The following is a 16,275-nucleotide window of genomic DNA, read 5'->3' on the forward strand; positions in this document are numbered from 1 at the left end:
GATATCCGGCACACCGTCGTGCCGGATCATTTCGAAATGTTATAGCCACCAGTATGAGGGCCCAGTCACGGTCGACTGCTCGATGGCAGCGGGCGTTTCCGTCGTGGCGACCCGCCCTGGATCGCACACTATCGCGAAGATCGTTCGGTCGATCCCGGTAAGCACTGACAGCACCCGTGGGCTTTCCCGTCCGGTCGTCGTTGCCCCGATATGAGTCAGTTCGACCGGACGAACGATTCCGGGAACGAATCGGGGGTCGGGACCGAGACGGCCCCGGACCCGGCGCGGACCGAATCTCGCATCCCCCCGGCGGAGGTCTTCTCCATTCTCGGCAACGACACGCGGGTGGCCATCCTCCAGGCCATGCTGGAACTCGGTGCCGACGAGCAGCCGGTCAGTTTCACGGCCATCTTCGAGCAGGTTGAGGTGGCCGACAGCGCAAACTTCAGCTACCACCTCGAGCAGTTGACGGGCCATTTCGTCGCCCACCGCGAGGACGGCTACGTGTTCCGCTATCCCGGACGGAAAGTCGTCAGTTCGATCTTCACCGGCACGCTCACGGAGCGCGCCCAGCTTGGCTTTTTCCCCGTCGGGGGCACGTGTTACGCGTGTGAGGGACCGCTGCACGGCTGGTACGTCGACGACGAACTCACCATCGGCTGTACCGACTGTGGGACGATTCAGGTCAGCTATCCCTTCCCTGCCGGCGGACTCGACGACCGCACGACCGAGGACGTTCTCGAGGCGTTCCAGCATTACGTCCGCCACCACTACTGTCTGGCCGCCGACGGCGTTTGTCCGGAGTGTACTGGCTCGATCGAGTCCGACCTCGTGGTCGATCCGGACGAGGACGACCTGGACGTCGCCGTTGGGCACGTCTGTCAGCGCTGCGGGTACCGTCTGCAGTCGACCGTCGGTATCACGCTGCTCGATGTCGCCGACGTCCTGGTGTTCTTCTCGAAGCGCGGCGTCGATCTGAACGCGACGCCGTTCTGGCACTTCGATTGGTGCGTCAGCGACCAGCGCACGGAGGTCGTCTCGACTGATCCGCTCCGTGTCAGGTTGACCCTCCCCTGTGAGGGCGACGAACTCCGCGTCCTTCTCGACGAAGCCGTCTCTGTGATCGATACCGCTGTCGTCGAACGACTCCCGGAGTAGCCGACGATGTATGTGTCAAATCTTCAACTGTATTCGGATCAAGCAAGGGCTCATGTCGATCGAACCCCTTGCGCGGAGTGTATGACCCAGTCACCGACTGGACGGATCGCATCGACGACTCGGACGAACGCAGGGAGTGATCGGTAAGCATGGTCGACGGAGAGCAGTTCCGGGCCGTCCTCGGGCAGTTTGCGACCGGCGTGACCGTCGTGACGCTACCGGGTGACCCGCCTCACGGCATCACCGTCAGCGCGTTCGCCAGTCTGTCGGTCGACCCGCCGCTCGTACTCGTCTCGCTCGACCACGATACCGATGCCCATCGGCGACTCGCCGACGGCGACGACGACGGGTTTGCCGTCAACATCCTCGCTCGTGGACAGCGCCACCTTGGTGAATTCTTCGCAGGAATGACCGACGACGGCGACCCGTTCGCCGAAGCGAGCGACGCTCCTGCCACGGGTGCGCCCGTCTTCGAGGACGACCTCGCGTACGTCGACTGTACGCTGTACGATAGCTTCCAAGCGGGCGATCACACGGTGTACGTGGGGCACGTCGAGGCGGCCGAACTCTTCAATCCCGACGCCGAACCGCTCACGTATCACCGTGGGGAGTGGGGGACGACCGCAGCGTCAGCGGACGACGCCTGATCGCTGGCAGTGCTCTGTCTCGGAGTCCTGTGCTGATAGTGCGAGGCACAGCCACATGACTGCTGCCGTGATCGGGTGACTCACGGCTGCGGTGATGGGTATTCTCTGTCGCAAAAATGCCCACTGCAGTGTGTCGGCCGGGTGGCCGCGCAGCTATTCGAACTGTTCGACAGCCTGTTCGTAGCGAGCGGCAGGCTCTTCCCAGTCGACGACCTCGAAGAAGTTCTCGACGAACTCGCCGCGGGCGGGACCGTAATCGTGGTAGTAGGAGTGTTCCCAGACGTCCAGAGCGAGGATGGGATGGCTTCCCCAGAGTGCACCCTGGTCGTGCTTGTCGACGACGATGTTGCGAAGCTGGTTGCTGTGGGAGTCATAGACCAGCAGTGCCCAGCCACCGGCGGCGGAAGCGGCGGCCTCGAATTCGCCTTTCCAGGCCGCGTAGGAGCCGAAGTCTTCCTCGATTCGTTCCCGGAGGTCGCCCTCGGGTTCCTCGCCACCGTCGGGACTCATCGACTGCCAGAAGAGGTCGTGTAGAACGTGGCCGGATCCGTTGTGCGTGACGTTACGGATCGCGCCCGCCGAGGAGTCGAATTCCTCGGCCTCGCGGTTCTCGGCGAGGGTCTCCTCGGCGGCGTTCCAGCCGTTGACGTACCCCTGGTGGTGGGTGTCGTGATGCCAGCGGAGTACCTGCTCGGAGATGTGCGGTTCCAGTGCGTCGTAGTCGTACGGTAGCGGCGGTAGTTCGTAGTCGCTCATATTACGCATTTCCGACTGATGGGCGATGGGAATATGAACGTTCTCTGTAGGACTTTTTAGAAAGATAGTTTTCAAGTCCAAATATGGCCTTGATGGGTTTTTCAAGCTTTTTCGAATGGTTTTTGGAGAAAAAATATGTATTCTGACTATATTCGATTACCGGCTGCACATGGCTTATCAGCCCCAATCAACTCAATCAGCGTATGAATCGAACAGCACCGGATGCAGGGGAGCTGATCGCGGGACAGACGGTCCGTCACGGCACCGGAATCACCGCGAATCGGGCGTTCCCGACGGAGACTTATCCCGGACATCTGGACCCGTTCGTGCTCTTCGAGCAGTTCTACATCGACCCCGAGACGGGATTCCCGATGCACTCCCATCGCGGGTTCGAGATCGTCTCGTACATGATCGAGGGTGGGATGGAACACGAGGACTCTCTGGGCGTTTCTCACACCGCCCGCGAGAACACGGCCATGCACATTACCGCCGGGAGCGGCATCCGTCACTCGGAGTTCCCGGCCCACGGGGCGGCCTGCAGCGGCCTCCAGCTGTGGGTGAATCTCCCGCGAGCGAACAAGGACATCGAACCTGAGTACACTGACGCGTCCGCCGCGGCGTTGCCGACCGATCATCACGACGGTGCGACTGTAACGACCGTCGTCGGCGAGGGGTCGCCACTCCAGACCCATACCACCATGGAGTACCGCGACGTCACCGTCACGGGAGAGTGGACGTGGCCGGTTCCGGACGGCTGGTCGGGATTTCTCTATGGCGTCGCCGATAGCGGATCCATCGAGGGCGACGAATTTAGTACCGGTGACGTCGTTCCGGTCCCCGAGGGTCGTGACGTGACTGTCCGAAGTGCGGAGTCGTTGCGCCTCGTCGCGGTCGCCGGCCGTCCGCACGGCGACCCGATCGAACTGCGCGGGCCCGTCGTTCTGTGAAGTCGCGGCGACACGCCGGCTGAGTCCTGATTTGAGACGGCTTTTCGTCTCCGAAGTATCGTTGCCGTCGATCGTCCGGGACTGAAAAGATAGTTGTGAGCGGGTCTCCGAATGGATTCTATGACCGAGTACTTCGAAGTGATCGACCGGGATGGGGCCGCCAGAATCGGCGACCTCCGGCTGGCGGAGTCGATCACGACGCCCGCCCTCGTCGACGACGTTCTCAGTGATGCCGGCAGTCTCTGGACGGCGGATCGGCAGGTCCCAGAGGGAAGCGAGGACGAAGTGACTGTCCTCCCTCACCGCGGATTCCCGGCCGGAACGCCCGAGGAAGTCCAGACAGCGTTCGACCCCAGTGTCCCCGACATCGAGTATCCAAGCGCCGCTGTCGTCTCTCCGGAGACGGCCACAGATCACGGCACCGATGTCTACGTTCTCTCGGGTGGTTCTGGACTGGTCGGCCATAGCGCGGCGTTCGTCGAGGCCGTTCTTGCCACGCGGGACTCGATCCCACCGGATGCTGGCCTCTACCTCCCGGGTGTCGCCACGCCCGGCAACGTTGCGCTTCTCGTCTACGCCGGGATCGATCTCTTCGACCGTGATCGAGCCGTGATCCGCGGGACACAAGGCTGGTATCTCACTCGCGACGGCGAGCACCGGCTCAAGGACCTCGAGGAACTCCCGTGTTCGTGCCCGGCGTGCCAGGGCGGGATCGAAGAGTTCGACCGCGAGGACTGCGTTTCCCACAACGTCGCGGCCCTGGAGGCCGAACTCCGGACTGTCCGCAACCGCGTCCGCGGCGGGCGACTCCGGGACTACATCGAAGGCCAGGCCCGCCACGATCAGTGGCTGACGGCGACGATGCGTCGACTCGACGATCAGTACACCTACCTCGAACAGCGCACGCCGCTGGTGCGGAACGCCGAGATCACGGCCGCAACCGACGATACGCTCCGGCGAGTCGAGATCCAGCGCTTCGCCGAGCGCGTCACCGAACGCTACCGCAACCGTTTCGACGCGCCACTGGTACTCCTCCCGTGTTCGGCGACAAAACCCTACAGCGACTCCCAGAGCCACGGCCAGTTCCGCGAGGCGATCAACTACCGCGGCCACGTCGCCTCGATGACCTCGCCGATCGGCGTCGTCCCCCAGGAACTCGAACTCACCTATCCGGCCCAGCACTACGATACCGTCGTGACCGGGCAGTGGTCCGAAACGGAGATCGAATTCGTCGCAGATATCCTCGAAGCCTACATCGAGGCGAACGACTACTCGCGGGTGATCGCTCACGTCCCCACGGATTATCAGGTAATCACCGAGCGCGTCGAGGGACGTCTCGATCGCGACTTCGAGTACACCGTCGCTGATCACCCGACGACCGACGACTCGCTCTCGAACCTCTCGGAGGCACTCGCGGGCGAGCCCAAATACCGCAAGCGCGAACGCCAACACAACGTGATCCGGGCCATCGCTGACTACCAGTTCGGGGCCGGCGCTGGCGACGCGCTATTCGGGGACTTTCAGGTCGAAAGCCGCTATCCGAAGCTCAGAGTCCGAGACGGGGACAGAGAGCAACTCGCCGCGATGGTGCCCGAGTACGGCGTCCTCGCACTGACTCTGGCGGGCGCGCGGCGGTGGGTCGCATCGTCAGTGCCCACAAAGCGCGTCGAGATCGACGACTTCGTCCCGCACGGTAGCGTCCTCGCGCCGGGTATCGTCGACGCCGACGAGTCGATCCGGGTCGGCGACGAGGTGATCTTCGAGGGGCCTTCGGCGTTCGCGATCGGCCGGGCGAACATGAGCGGCCCGGCGATGGTCGATAGTTCCCGCGGGATCGCCAGCGAGATACGTCACGTCGAAGAGAAATGAGCGGGGTGGCCCGGCAGATCGATCGACCGCGACGGTGGCTGGTCGTCCTCGTTGTCGCGGTGATTCTGTTCGCCGGGGCGGTTGTCGCACCCTCGACGGGGATCACCCGTATGGGGCCGTTCGGACTGTTCGCGTGGGCAAGTTGGCTGCACGTCTTCGGATATGCCTTTCTGAGCTTGACACTGGTGTACGCACTGTTGGTCTCGCCCGACGGACCGGCACTCTCTGCGGCCATCGTGCCGATTATCGTCGTGGCTTACGGCACCTCGCTCGAACTGCTCCAGCTGTTGATTCCCTACCGATCGTTTGCTGTCGGAGACATTTTCGCGGACGGTCTGGGGACCGTCGTGGTCGTCGGCGTGTGGACGTACGGTCAGGCTGCGTTCGCGGCACTGGGTTTTCGTGGGTCGTGAGGAGGTATCGTTGTTACAGAGCAAACGTTGTCCGCCGACAGATCTGCGATCACCGACGGCAGGAGCGGTTTTTTGTAGCTACGGATGGGAGTTCATCACCAATGAGCGGTATCGAACTCCGTGATGACGTCTTATTCGTCGATCGAGATCCGACGACACTCGATCGACTGGCGATCGACGTCTCGTCTATCCTTTCTGATCTCGACATCGATCATGTACTCGTGGCTGGATACGTCGCTATCCTCGCCGGGCGTGCCCGGAGTACGGAAGACATCGATCTGATTCTGGAACCGCTTGATCGCGTCCAGTCACGGGATCTCATCGCCGCGCTCGAAGATGCAGGGTTCTGGGGAGCCACGACGCCGCTGTCGGAATTGTCCACGACGCTATCGAGTGGCGGTAACGTCCGTGTCGCACCCGACGGTGAAGTCGTCCCGAACATCGAACTCTCGTACGCCACTGACCGGTTCGATCGGGCGTCAGTCGAAGACGCTATCACTGCCTCGATAGATGGACACGAACTCTCTATCGGTCCGCTCGAACTCCAGATCGCGTACAAACTGTACCTCGGATCCCAGAAGGATTTCGAAGATGCAGTCCATCTCTACACGATGTTCGGAGAAAGCCTTAGTGAGCGCGAACTCGAACGATGGGTCGAAGCACTCGACGTCGAGGACGAGTATGAACGACTCGACTGATCCACTGGCCGAGAAACACGAGCGCAACCGGGAGCAGCGCCGCGCGGAGATCGAGCGGTGGGTCACATACATTCAGGAAAACCCGTCGGACGTGTGGGGCCCACAACTCAATACACTCATTGAGTCCCAACTGGAGGCGGCACGCGAATCAGGCGTCTCCCTAGCGCAGCGCGAGCGGGTTGAAGAAGCAGGGCGGGAGTGGGCGAAAGAAGAGCGCGAGAAGTAGGCCCGGTCGTCCCGCAGGGGCTTTAGGCACTGACCGGCTATCGATGTCCAATGAGCCAGCCGAGTCCAGACGTCTACGAGCGCGGGAAGGGCATGGACGCCCACAACCAGGTGATGCGGGAGATCCGTGCCCGTAACGACGCCTCTTACGAACCCGACGAGCCGACCCGGGTGTGGATCGACCGGGACAACACGCCCGACGGCGTCGTCGATTCGCTGACGATCGTCCTCAACACCGGCGGGTGTCGCTGGGCGCGGGCGGGCGGCTGCACCATGTGTGGCTACGTCGCCGAGAGCGTCGACGGCGGGACAGTCGCCCACGAGGACCTGCTCGCCCAGATCGACGCCGCTCTGGAACAGGAACGCGAGACCCACGACGGAACCTGCCGACAGGTCAAGATCTACACCTCAGGAAGTTTCCTCGACGAGCGAGAGGTCCCCGCCGAGACCCGCCGGGCCATCGCCAAGCGCTTTGGCGACCGCGATCGCATTGTTGTCGAGTCGTTGCCGGATTTCGTCGATCGCGAGAAGATCGACGACTTCCGCGAGCAGGGGCTGGAAACCGACGTTGCCATCGGACTGGAAACGGCAACTGACCGCGTTCGTCACGACTGTGTGAACAAGTACTTCGACTTTGCCGACTTCGAAAACGCTTGCACGGAGGCCGTCGCAGCCGACGCCGGCGTGAAGGCATACCTGCTGATGAAGCCCCCCTTCCTCAGTGAATCCGAGACGATCGAAGACATGATCACCTCGATCGAGCGATGTGGTGATGTCGAGGGCTGTCACACTGTCTCGATGAATCCGACGAACGTCCAGCGCTATACGATGGTCGAACAGCTGTATTTCGACGGTGGCTACCGGCCACCGTGGCTCTGGAGCGTCGTCGAGGTGCTTCGGGAGACGGCCGACGAAGACGTTACGGTCGTCTCAGATCCTGTTGGGCACGGCAGCGACCGTGGGCCCCACAACTGCGGTGAGTGCGACGATCGTGTTCAGACGGCCATCAAGGACTTCAACCTCCGGCAGGACGAGAGCGTCTTCGCGCAGGTCGAGTGTGACTGTGAAGGGACCTGGGAGGCAGTCTGCCAGCGAGAGAAAAGCTATTCGATGCCGCTTGCCCAGTAGCATCTTTACCCGTGACCGGGGCGCCATCCGGTCGTATCCGGCTCGTGTCAGGCGAACGCTTCTAGTATGCCGCGTCCATCAGTCTCGCCGATGTCGGGCAGGGACATCCGTTCGGGGTGGGGCATTAGTACGGCGACGTGATCGTCCTTGCTCGTGACGCCGGCAACGGCGTGTTTCGAACCGTTCGGATTGGCTTCGGGCGTGACGTTCCCCTCGTCGTCACAGTACCGAAAGAGGACCCGATCGTTGCCCTCCAGCGTTTCGAGGCGTTCGTCGCTGATCTCGAAGCGACCTTCGCCGTGGGCAATGGGTAGTTCGATGACCTCGCCTTCTTCGTAGTGGTCCGTCCAGGGTGTCTCGGCGTTCTCGACGCGCAGGTGGACGTGTTCACACTGGAAGCGCGCGCTCTCGTTGGTCGTGAACGCCCCGGGGGTCAGCGAGGCTTCACAGCCGATCTGGGCGCCGTTACAGATCCCCAGTACTGGGGTTCCCTCGCGAGCACGTTCGTGCACCTCGTCCATGATCGGTGACTGGGCGGCCATCGCGCCCGCCCGGAGGAAGTCACCGTAGGAGAAGCCGCCGGGCAGGACGATGCCGTCGGTCCCAGCCGGGAGGCCGTCCTCGTGCCAGACGAGTTCAGCCTCGACGCCGATCGACTGCAGCGCCCGGACTGTGTCCCGATCACAGTTGCTCCCGCCGAACTGAATAACTGTGACACTCATCGTTTCTCGATGTCTACCTCGTAGTCGTGGATCGTCGGATTGGCCAGCAGGCGTTCGGTCATTTCCTCGGCACGCTCGAAGGCTGCCGACTCGTCGTCGGCCGCCAGGTCGATCTCGAATTGCTCGGCCGAGCGCAAGGCCTGTAACTCGAACCCGAGACGCTCTAGAGCCTGCCGGGTCGTTTCGGCCTCCGGATCGAGCACCCCTTCCTTGAGTCGAACAGTTACGGTCGCTGTGTAGTCGATCATTGCCCCAAGGGGTGTGGCGACCAGCGAAAACTCTTGTGAATCCACGCCGAACAAGTCGTGATATATGGCTGAACACACCACGTTCAGTAACGTTACGGATATGCGAGCGATTGCGGATAGTATTGCCTATTATCCTTTGTAGGAAACTAAAAGTCTGCAATCGAAGCAAGCTTTATCTGGGACAGTCGAATATTTTTAAGCAGTATGGTGACTGATCTGCTTCTTGTGCCGCCTGTTGCGTTCGGTGTCTTCCTTTTGATGTCTTTGATTATTGATCGTGTAGGAGACAGAATATCGAACGACAGGGACGCGACCGGTGGATCGTTTCGGACGGCCTGGGCCAGTGGGGAGGACCCGCCAGCGCAGTCGGCCCGGCCGAACTATCGACTCTATCACGTCGGGATCGGGTTCACGATCGTCCACGTCGCCGTCCTACTCGTGGCGACGATGCCGACTGATCTCGGCGGGGCAGTGGTGGGTCTGCCGCTGCTGGCGGTCGTAGGTCTCTCGCTGTTCGCGCTGCTCGACTCCGGACGACCATCACCAGGGAGGTAACACAAATGGGACGCATCATCGACTGGGCACGGAACCGTTCGCCGTGGATACTCCACCTGAACTGCGGGAGTTGCAACGGCTGTGATATCGAGACGCTGGACGCGCTGATGCCCCGGTACGACATCGAGCGCTTTGGCATCCAGAAGAAGGATACGCCACGCCATGCTGACATCCTCGTCGCGACCGGTCCGGTGACCAAGCAGATGGCTCCTCGACTGGAGCGCATCTACGAACAGATGCCCGAGCCAAAACTCGTGATCGCGGCCGGGTCGTGTGCCTCGACCGGCGGCGTCTTCTATGACTGCTACAACTGCCACGAGGGCGTCGACGACGTGATCCCGGTCGATATGTACATCCCGGGCTGTCCGATCTCGCCGGAGGCGTTGATCGACGGGATCGTCGAACTCTTGGCAGAATCCGGCCAGCAAGCCCGGGCCGAGCGTTTGGCGGCGAAGAAGCCGGAGATCGTCGAAGGGGAAACGCAGATCGACGAGGCCGTTCCGGCAGAGACGGACGCCGATCGATCCGAAACCGATGATACGACACAGGAGGGAACGGATGACCCCGAGCCAGTTGAAGCGTGACCTTGACGACAGGCTCGAAGACGTGATCGCGGAATCGAGCGAACGCGATGACGGCCGTCTGGAATTCGTCCTCGAGGACAGGACGAACCTCCAGGATGCTGTCTCGCGGTTGCGAACGGCCGGTATCAAACATCTCGTTACCATCACGGGTGTCGACGGCGGCGAGGAGATCGAGGTCCTGTATCACTTCCTCAAGTACGGCGAGTACGATGACGGCGATCTGAGCGAGGGGGTCGAACTCACCCTTCGGGTGATCGTCCCCGACGCGGATCCGACGATCGGGACGGTCACCGATCAGATACCCGCTGCGGGGCTCTACGAGCGCGAACTGATGGACATGCTCGGCGTCGAGGTACCGGACCATCCCAACCCCGAGAAACTCTTGTTGCCCGACGACTACGACGGCGGTCCGCCGCTCCGGGCCGAGAATCTGGAGGTGAGCGACTGATGTCCGAGCAGACCTCGGGCACGGAGATCCCGGTGGGTCCACAACATCCCTCGCTGAAGGAACCCGCTAACTTCACCCTCAACGTCGACGGTGAGGTCATTACCGGGGCGGAGATGAAACTGTCGTACAACCACCGTGGGATCGAGCAGGCGGTCCTCTCGAAGTCCTATATCGAGGCGATCTACCTCTTGGAACGGATCTGTGGCATCTGCTCGCACGCCCACACGTCGGCGTTCACTCAGGGCGTCGAGGAGTTGCTCGATCTCGAGGTGCCTCCCCGCGCCCGGTACATCCGGACGCTGATCGGCGAACTCGAACGCATCCACAGCCACATGCTCTGGCTGGGGGTCGCTGGCCACGAGATCGGTTTCGACACGCTCTGGCAGTACGCCTGGCGGGATCGGGAGATCGTCATGGATCTCTTAGAGGAGATCACGGGCAACCGGGTCCACTACTCGATCAACACGATTGGCGGCGTTCGGGTGGATCTCACCGACGAGCAACGCGAGACGATCCTCGACGGGATGGACGACCTCGAGGAGCGTATCGACTTCTACCTGGAGACCGTCCCCAACGAGGAGACTGTCCGGATGCGGTGTGAGGACGTCGGGGTCGTCCCGCCGGATCTCGCCCGCGAGTACTGTGCGGTCGGGGCGGTCGGTCGCGCTTCGGGCGTGCCCACTGACGTCCGGAAAGACGCGCCGTATGCCGCCTACGACGACGTCGACTTCGACGTGATTACCGACGATCGGGGCGACCTGCTGGCCCGGACGGTCGTCCGGATCAAGGAGGTCGCCCAGGCGATCCGGATCATTCGGCAGGTCACAGAGCGGATCCCAGACGGGGACCTGAAGGCCAGTGCGAAGCCACCGCAGGCGATCCTTGCACAGGTTCCCGAGGACGACGTCGTCAGTCGGTACGAGGCCCCGCGCGGGGAATTGCTCCACTACGTCCAGGCCGACGGGACGGACACGCCGGCTCGCGTCCACATCCGCGTACCGACGCTGGCCAACTGGCCGACCGTCGTCGAGTCCCTGAAGGGCAGTTATATCGCCGACACGCCGATCGTCGTCGCCGGGATCGACCCCTGCATCAGTTGTACCTCCCGGATCGGCGTCGAGACCGACGGCAGCCACGGCGGCGAGAACGCCTTCGATCTCGGCGAACTCAGGGAGTACGGCATCGAGTGGTACGACGACCGTGGCGATGTCGCCCGGCCATCGATCGAGGGCGACGCACGGACGGGATCGGACAGCATGCGAGGTGATCGACCGTGAGCCTCGAACTCGACCTGGCCACCTCCCTCGCTTCCCTGCTGGTGTTCCCTGGATTCGCGTTCCTGTTCGTCTACGGGCTGGCCGCGGAGTACCTCGATCGGAAACTGTACGCCCGGCTACAGAACCGCGTCGGGCCGCCGGTCGTCCAGCCCCTGGCGGACTTTCTGAAACTACTCGCCAAGGAGTCGGCCGTCCCCGCCGATGCTACGGCACGCATCTACAACGCCGCGCCGCTGACCGGCCTGGCGGGCGTGTTCACCGCAATGCTGTACATCCCTGTCTGGGGCCAGCAGGCGGCGTTCGCCTTCGAGGGTGATCTGGTGGTTGTGCTGTTCTTGTTGTCGTTGCCGTCGTTCTCGCTGTTCTTCGGCGGCTGGTACTCGGGGAACGTCTTCAGCCGGATCGGGACTACCCGAACGATCACGCAACTGTTCGGCTACGAGATCCCGTTCTTCCTCGCGGCGTTCGCGCCGGCTGTCGCTGCCGGAACGCTCTCGACCTCCGGGATCGTCGCGTTCGTCGGGGCGAACCCGTGGTACGTGCTCGTCCTCCTGCCGGCCTTCGCCATCGCGCTACTATCCTTGCAGGCGAAGCTCGAACGGATCCCCTTCGACATCCCCGAGGCCGAGACGGAACTGGCGACCGGGGCCTTAGTCGAGTACTCCGGGCGGAAGCTGGCGCTGTTCCGGCTGACGAAGGACGTTGAGTTAGTCGTTGGCGCGGCGCTGTTGTCGGCGCTGTTCCTAGGCGGACCCTACCCCGCCGGGATACTCGAGGGCACGGCCGGCCTCGCCGCGAGCGTGGTCGTCTTCTTCGTCAAGACCCTCGCGGTGATCGCGCTGTTGACGGTGTTGAAGGCCGTCGTGGCGCGGCTCCGCATCGAGCAACTGGTCGATGTCTTCTATCGGGTGTTGGTCCCGGTGGCCCTCGCCCAGATCGCGCTCGTGCTGGCTGTTGGACTGTACACTAACGGAGTGATTCCATGAGCATCCCAGGAAAACTCGTCCCCGAGGCGCTAAAGACCCTCGGCAAGGACAACGCGACCGTATCGTACCCGAAAGACAAGCGCACGATGCCCGAACGGTTCCGCGGAGCCGTGGAGTTCGAGCCCGAACCCTGCACCGGCTGTGGCATGTGCGAACGCCACTGTGCGGCCGACGCTATCATCGTCGAGAGCGACGCCGACGGCAACGTCACCTGGAGCTACGACGTCGCAAAGTGCATGTTCTGTGGCCAGTGTGAGGAGTCTTGCCCCACCGACGCGATCGTGATGGGCAAGGAGTTCGAACTGGCGGCAAGCGACAAGCCGAGTTTCGAGGAACACTACACCTTCGAACGCTAAGTTCCGTCGTCCTCGTTCCGTGTCTCCGCGCCCGCATTTTTTATCATTATATACTTATCATATGTCATTCTGGTAGGAATCTTTATTATGCCATGAATAGTCATTGTTTCACATGGCTGAGAAGCCCACACACAATGACGCCGAGCAGATGATCGATCGGCGGCGGATGATGGAGATGCTAGGGGCCGGTGGCATCATTGCGATCGCTGGGTGTAGCGAGGGAGATACACCGACTGAGGCCGGCGGAGACATGGACACTGCAGAGGGCGACGGCGGAGACATGGACTCTCCCGATTCCATTCAGTTCCTGACGATGGGAGTCGGCGACAACATCAAGTCGTTCTTCGATGAGAACAACGCCGCCTTCGAGGAAGAGTTCGGCGTCGAGATGGACTTCACGAGCGTCACCTGGGGCAACGCGAAACAGACAGTCAACAACCGCGTCGACGGGAACGAAGCCCCCGACGTGGCCCGGTGGCCGGCGCGCTGGATTCCACAGATGGTTGGCAAGGAGGCACTCGAACCGCTCGATGACTTGATGCAGGGTGACTTCTACGAGAAGTTCTATGAGGGAATGGCCGAGGGCTGTAAGTACCAGGGCCACTACTACGGCGTTCCGTGGGCCGCCTCGAACAAGTGTTTCTACTACAACAAGGATATCTTCGAGAGTGCTGGCCTCGATCCCGAGAATCCGAATCTGAACTCCTGGCAAGACATGCTCGAAGCGGCCAAGCAGATCAGGGACAGCGACGAAGTCACTCAGCCGGCCCTGGGACTTGCCGGGGCGGACGCAATCGAGACCGGCTCACAATATTACCATTACCACTGGTCGTACGGAGCCGATCTGGTCGACGATGAGGGGAACCCGGTCGTCAATGGCTCCGGAGCGGCAGACGCGCTGGGCTTCTATGCCGGGCTGGCCAACGAGCACAATGTCACCCAGACTTCGCCGTTGTCCTCGACTCGCCAGGACGTCCGACAGTTGTTCGAGAGCGGCGAACTCGGGATGGTCATTGCCCACGTCTATGCGGGCCTGAATATCGAAGACAGCGATGCCGACTTCGATTATGGGATCGTGCAGGTCCCGAAAGGCCCCGAGGGACGGTACAGTCTCAACACAATCGACAGCGTGGCGGTGTTCAGTCAGACCGAGGTCAAAGATCTGGCATACGATCTCCTGGAGTTCTATTTCGATGAGGAACGGCGGTTCAACTATTCGAGTCAGAAAGGGTTCATGCCGGTGATGAAGTCTGTCGGCGAGCGTGACTATTTCCAGGACTCGAAGAACTGGAAACCGTTCATCGAGGCCGGCCAGTACGCACGAGCACGGCCAAAGCTCTCGAAATTCAGCCAGTTCAACAACCGCATGGTTCAGGCGATCCAGGAAGCGATCGCCGGACAGAAGTCCCCACAGAAGGCATTAGACGCCGCACAGGCAGACCTTGAAGAGATGATGGCATAATCTTCGAGGCATGAGCACTGCCGAAGATTACATCGAGAAGCACTCGGGTTCGCGGATCGAACGGGCCGCAGGCTATATCAAACGAAACAGCCGTGCGTACCTCCTGCTCGCACCGACGGTCGTGTTCCTGCTTGCCGTGATCGGCTATCCGATCTTGGAGACGTTCCGGCTTTCGCTGTATGAAGCGCCCGCCGACACGACTGTCGAGACGTTCGTCGGTCTACAAAACTATACCGAGATTCTGAACAACGAATTCTTCGGGCAGTTACTCACCCAGACTGGGCGATGGGTCGTCGTCGGCGTTCTCGGGAAGACGCTCTTGGGCCTGGTGATCGCGTTGCATCTCAACGCCAACATCAAGGGTCGGAAGTTCTTCCGGACAGCGTTTCTGATTCCCTGGGGCATTCCGTATGCAATCTCGGCAGTCGTGTTCCGCTGGTTCGAGCACCCGCAGTACGGGTACCTCAATACCATCTTGCAGGAACTGGGCTTGATCGAGGGGAGTATCGGGGTCCTCGGGGATCCGACGATTGCCTGGCTCGGTGTCGTTATCGGCGACATCTGGATCGGCACGCCCTTTATGGCGATCATCATCCTGGCGGGACTGCAGTCGATTCCTGAGGAGCTGTACGAGGCGGCGGCGATCGACGGAGCCGAACGGTTCCAGCAGTTCCGCTATGTCACTCTGCCACAGCTCAAAAGCGTGCTGTTCATCGCCACGCTCCTCTCGACGATCTGGACGTTCGTCAGCTTCGACGTTATCTGGACGATGACCGGTGGTGGCCCGATCAACACCACCCACACGCTGGTGACGTGGATCTACCAGACAGGCATCGAGAACGGTAATATCGGCCTCGCTTCCGCGTACAGCGTCATCGGGTTCATCCTGCTGTTCATCTTCGCGATTATCTATCTCCGCTTCTACACACGTGGAGGGCAAGAGCTATGACGATGGCCGGTAACGACCACAGTTGGCTCCGCAAAGTTCGGGTTCACGGTGTCTTGCTGGCGCTGTTCGCGGTCATGATGTCGCCGTTTTACATGATGATCTCGACAACGCTGAAGACAGAATCCGAGATATTCAGCGTCCCGGCGACGCTTATTCCCGAGGACCTGACCGTCGAAGCGTATCTGACCGTCTGGGAGCAGACGGACGTGCTTGTCTGGGTCGGGAACAGTTTCCTGATCTCGATCGGGACTGTCGTGCTGACGCTTTTGCTTGCCATTCCGGCGGCATACTCGTGTGCGCGCAACGACTTCATCGGTAAGCGGAGCTTCCTGCTGTCCGTCCTTGTCGTCCAGATGTTCGCCCCGGTTGTCTTGATCGCCGGGCTGTTCGACGTGATCAAGAGCTTCGGGCTCTTCGACAGTTATCTCGCGGTCATCATTCCGGCGGCGGCATTTACCCTGCCGTTCAACGTCTGGATGCTCTACGGGTATTTCAAGACGATTCCCGTTGCACTGGAGGAGTCCGCACGCATCGACGGCGCCAGCCAGCTGACGATTCTCTGGAAGATCGTGCTCCCGTTGACGAAACCCGCGCTGGTCGCAAGCGTCACGTATACATTCCTGTATGCGTGGAACCGACTCCTGTTTGTGTTGACGTTCCTCTCGAGCAGTGGGAAATACAACGTTCCCCGTGGTGTGTTCTCGATGGTTGGGGCTGTCAGCGTCGACTGGCGGATGATGCTCACTGTCTCGGTCATCGGCGTCATCCCCATCTTGATCATGTTCGCCTTCCTCGAACGCTACATCGTGACCGGGATGACAGCGGGGGCGGTCAAGGAATGAGCTGG

General features: G+C 61.5%; 20 protein-coding genes. 17 read left to right on the forward strand and 3 right to left on the reverse strand.

What is annotated here, in order from left to right:
- Positions 1-210: 210 nt before the first annotated feature.
- Together BN2694_RS13090 and BN2694_RS13095 are read left to right on the forward strand one after the other, a co-directional pair.
- Positions 211-1,158, forward strand: a complete 948-nt coding sequence (locus BN2694_RS13090) for a winged helix-turn-helix domain-containing protein (protein WP_135666214.1) — start codon at positions 211-213, stop codon at positions 1,156-1,158.
- Positions 1,159-1,307: 149 nt separating this feature from the next.
- Complete coding sequence (locus tag BN2694_RS13095; RefSeq protein ID WP_135666216.1) at positions 1,308-1,805, forward strand: flavin reductase family protein; 498 nt, start codon at positions 1,308-1,310, stop codon at positions 1,803-1,805.
- Positions 1,806-1,958: 153 nt separating this feature from the next.
- On the opposite strand, the gene sod is transcribed toward BN2694_RS13095, so the two are convergent.
- Entirely contained in the window at positions 1,959-2,561 is a 603-nt protein-coding gene (gene sod, locus BN2694_RS13100; RefSeq protein ID WP_135666218.1) for a superoxide dismutase, read from the reverse strand.
- Positions 2,562-2,764: 203 nt separating this feature from the next.
- Here sod and BN2694_RS13105 point away from each other — a divergent pair, with 203 nt between their 5' ends.
- The 6 genes from BN2694_RS13105 to BN2694_RS13130 all read left to right on the forward strand — a co-directional run bounded on the left by BN2694_RS13105 (position 2,765) and on the right by BN2694_RS13130 (position 7,841).
- Positions 2,765-3,508, forward strand: coding sequence for a pirin family protein (locus tag BN2694_RS13105; protein WP_135666220.1), 744 nt, complete (start codon positions 2,765-2,767; stop codon positions 3,506-3,508).
- A gap of 120 nt (positions 3,509-3,628) precedes the next feature.
- On the forward strand, positions 3,629-5,377 hold the full coding sequence (gene arcS / locus BN2694_RS13110) for an archaeosine synthase subunit alpha (protein WP_135666227.1): 1,749 nt from the start codon (positions 3,629-3,631) through the stop codon (positions 5,375-5,377).
- A complete protein-coding gene (locus tag BN2694_RS13115) occupies positions 5,374-5,790 on the forward strand; it encodes a VanZ family protein (protein WP_135666229.1) in 417 nt (138 codons plus the stop codon). Before arcS ends, BN2694_RS13115 begins: the two co-directional genes overlap by 4 nt.
- Positions 5,791-5,891: 101 nt before the next feature.
- The gene (locus BN2694_RS13120) at positions 5,892-6,488 is read left to right on the forward strand and encodes a hypothetical protein (protein WP_135666231.1); all 597 of its coding nucleotides are present in this window, start codon (positions 5,892-5,894) and stop codon (positions 6,486-6,488) included.
- On the forward strand, positions 6,472-6,714 hold the full coding sequence (locus BN2694_RS13125) for a hypothetical protein (RefSeq protein ID WP_135666233.1): 243 nt from the start codon (positions 6,472-6,474) through the stop codon (positions 6,712-6,714). The genes BN2694_RS13120 and BN2694_RS13125 overlap by 17 nt, the downstream gene beginning before the upstream one ends.
- A 50-nt stretch (positions 6,715-6,764) precedes the next feature.
- Complete coding sequence (locus BN2694_RS13130) at positions 6,765-7,841, forward strand: archaeosine biosynthesis radical SAM protein RaSEA (RefSeq protein ID WP_135666236.1); 1,077 nt, start codon at positions 6,765-6,767, stop codon at positions 7,839-7,841.
- 47 nt (positions 7,842-7,888) lie between these two features.
- Here BN2694_RS13130 and purQ read toward each other — a convergent pair whose 3' ends face one another.
- Both purQ and purS read right to left on the reverse strand, forming a co-directional pair.
- Positions 7,889-8,563 carry a phosphoribosylformylglycinamidine synthase I gene (gene purQ, locus BN2694_RS13135; RefSeq protein ID WP_135666238.1) on the reverse strand — a complete coding sequence of 225 codons (675 nt, stop codon included), beginning with the start codon at positions 8,561-8,563 and terminating at the stop codon, positions 7,889-7,891.
- Positions 8,560-8,811 carry a phosphoribosylformylglycinamidine synthase subunit PurS gene (gene purS, locus BN2694_RS13140; RefSeq protein WP_135666240.1) on the reverse strand — a complete coding sequence of 84 codons (252 nt, stop codon included), beginning with the start codon at positions 8,809-8,811 and terminating at the stop codon, positions 8,560-8,562. Before purS ends, purQ begins: the two co-directional genes overlap by 4 nt.
- Positions 8,812-9,015: 204 nt before the next feature.
- Between purS and BN2694_RS13145 the strand changes: the two genes are divergently transcribed.
- The 9 genes from BN2694_RS13145 (at position 9,016) to BN2694_RS13185 (ending at position 16,270) form a co-directional block, all read left to right on the forward strand.
- Positions 9,016-9,366, forward strand: a complete 351-nt coding sequence (locus BN2694_RS13145) for a hypothetical protein (protein ID WP_135666242.1) — start codon at positions 9,016-9,018, stop codon at positions 9,364-9,366.
- A gap of 5 nt (positions 9,367-9,371) precedes the next feature.
- Positions 9,372-9,950 (forward strand): NADH-quinone oxidoreductase subunit B family protein, encoded by a 579-nt coding sequence (locus BN2694_RS13150; protein WP_135666248.1) that lies wholly within the window; start codon positions 9,372-9,374, stop codon positions 9,948-9,950.
- Complete coding sequence (locus BN2694_RS13155; RefSeq protein ID WP_135666255.1) at positions 9,925-10,398, forward strand: NADH-quinone oxidoreductase subunit C; 474 nt, start codon at positions 9,925-9,927, stop codon at positions 10,396-10,398. The genes BN2694_RS13150 and BN2694_RS13155 overlap by 26 nt, the downstream gene beginning before the upstream one ends.
- Positions 10,398-11,675, forward strand: coding sequence for a hydrogenase large subunit (locus BN2694_RS13160; RefSeq protein ID WP_135666260.1), 1,278 nt, complete (start codon positions 10,398-10,400; stop codon positions 11,673-11,675). Before BN2694_RS13155 ends, BN2694_RS13160 begins: the two co-directional genes overlap by 1 nt.
- Complete coding sequence (locus BN2694_RS13165) at positions 11,672-12,661, forward strand: complex I subunit 1/NuoH family protein (protein WP_135666266.1); 990 nt, start codon at positions 11,672-11,674, stop codon at positions 12,659-12,661. The genes BN2694_RS13160 and BN2694_RS13165 overlap by 4 nt, the downstream gene beginning before the upstream one ends.
- Positions 12,658-13,017, forward strand: coding sequence for a 4Fe-4S dicluster domain-containing protein (locus BN2694_RS13170; protein WP_135666272.1), 360 nt, complete (start codon positions 12,658-12,660; stop codon positions 13,015-13,017). The genes BN2694_RS13165 and BN2694_RS13170 overlap by 4 nt, the downstream gene beginning before the upstream one ends.
- A 112-nt stretch (positions 13,018-13,129) precedes the next feature.
- On the forward strand, positions 13,130-14,479 hold the full coding sequence (locus BN2694_RS13175; RefSeq protein WP_135666278.1) for an ABC transporter substrate-binding protein: 1,350 nt from the start codon (positions 13,130-13,132) through the stop codon (positions 14,477-14,479).
- Between the two features lie 10 nt (positions 14,480-14,489).
- Positions 14,490-15,428 carry a carbohydrate ABC transporter permease gene (locus BN2694_RS13180; RefSeq protein ID WP_135666283.1) on the forward strand — a complete coding sequence of 313 codons (939 nt, stop codon included), beginning with the start codon at positions 14,490-14,492 and terminating at the stop codon, positions 15,426-15,428.
- Positions 15,425-16,270, forward strand: coding sequence for a carbohydrate ABC transporter permease (locus tag BN2694_RS13185; RefSeq protein WP_135666285.1), 846 nt, complete (start codon positions 15,425-15,427; stop codon positions 16,268-16,270). Before BN2694_RS13180 ends, BN2694_RS13185 begins: the two co-directional genes overlap by 4 nt.
- The last annotated feature ends 5 nt before the right edge of the window (positions 16,271-16,275 follow it).

This window comes from Halorhabdus rudnickae (assembly GCF_900880625.1).
Lineage (GTDB): Archaea > Halobacteriota > Halobacteria > Halobacteriales > Haloarculaceae > Halorhabdus > Halorhabdus rudnickae.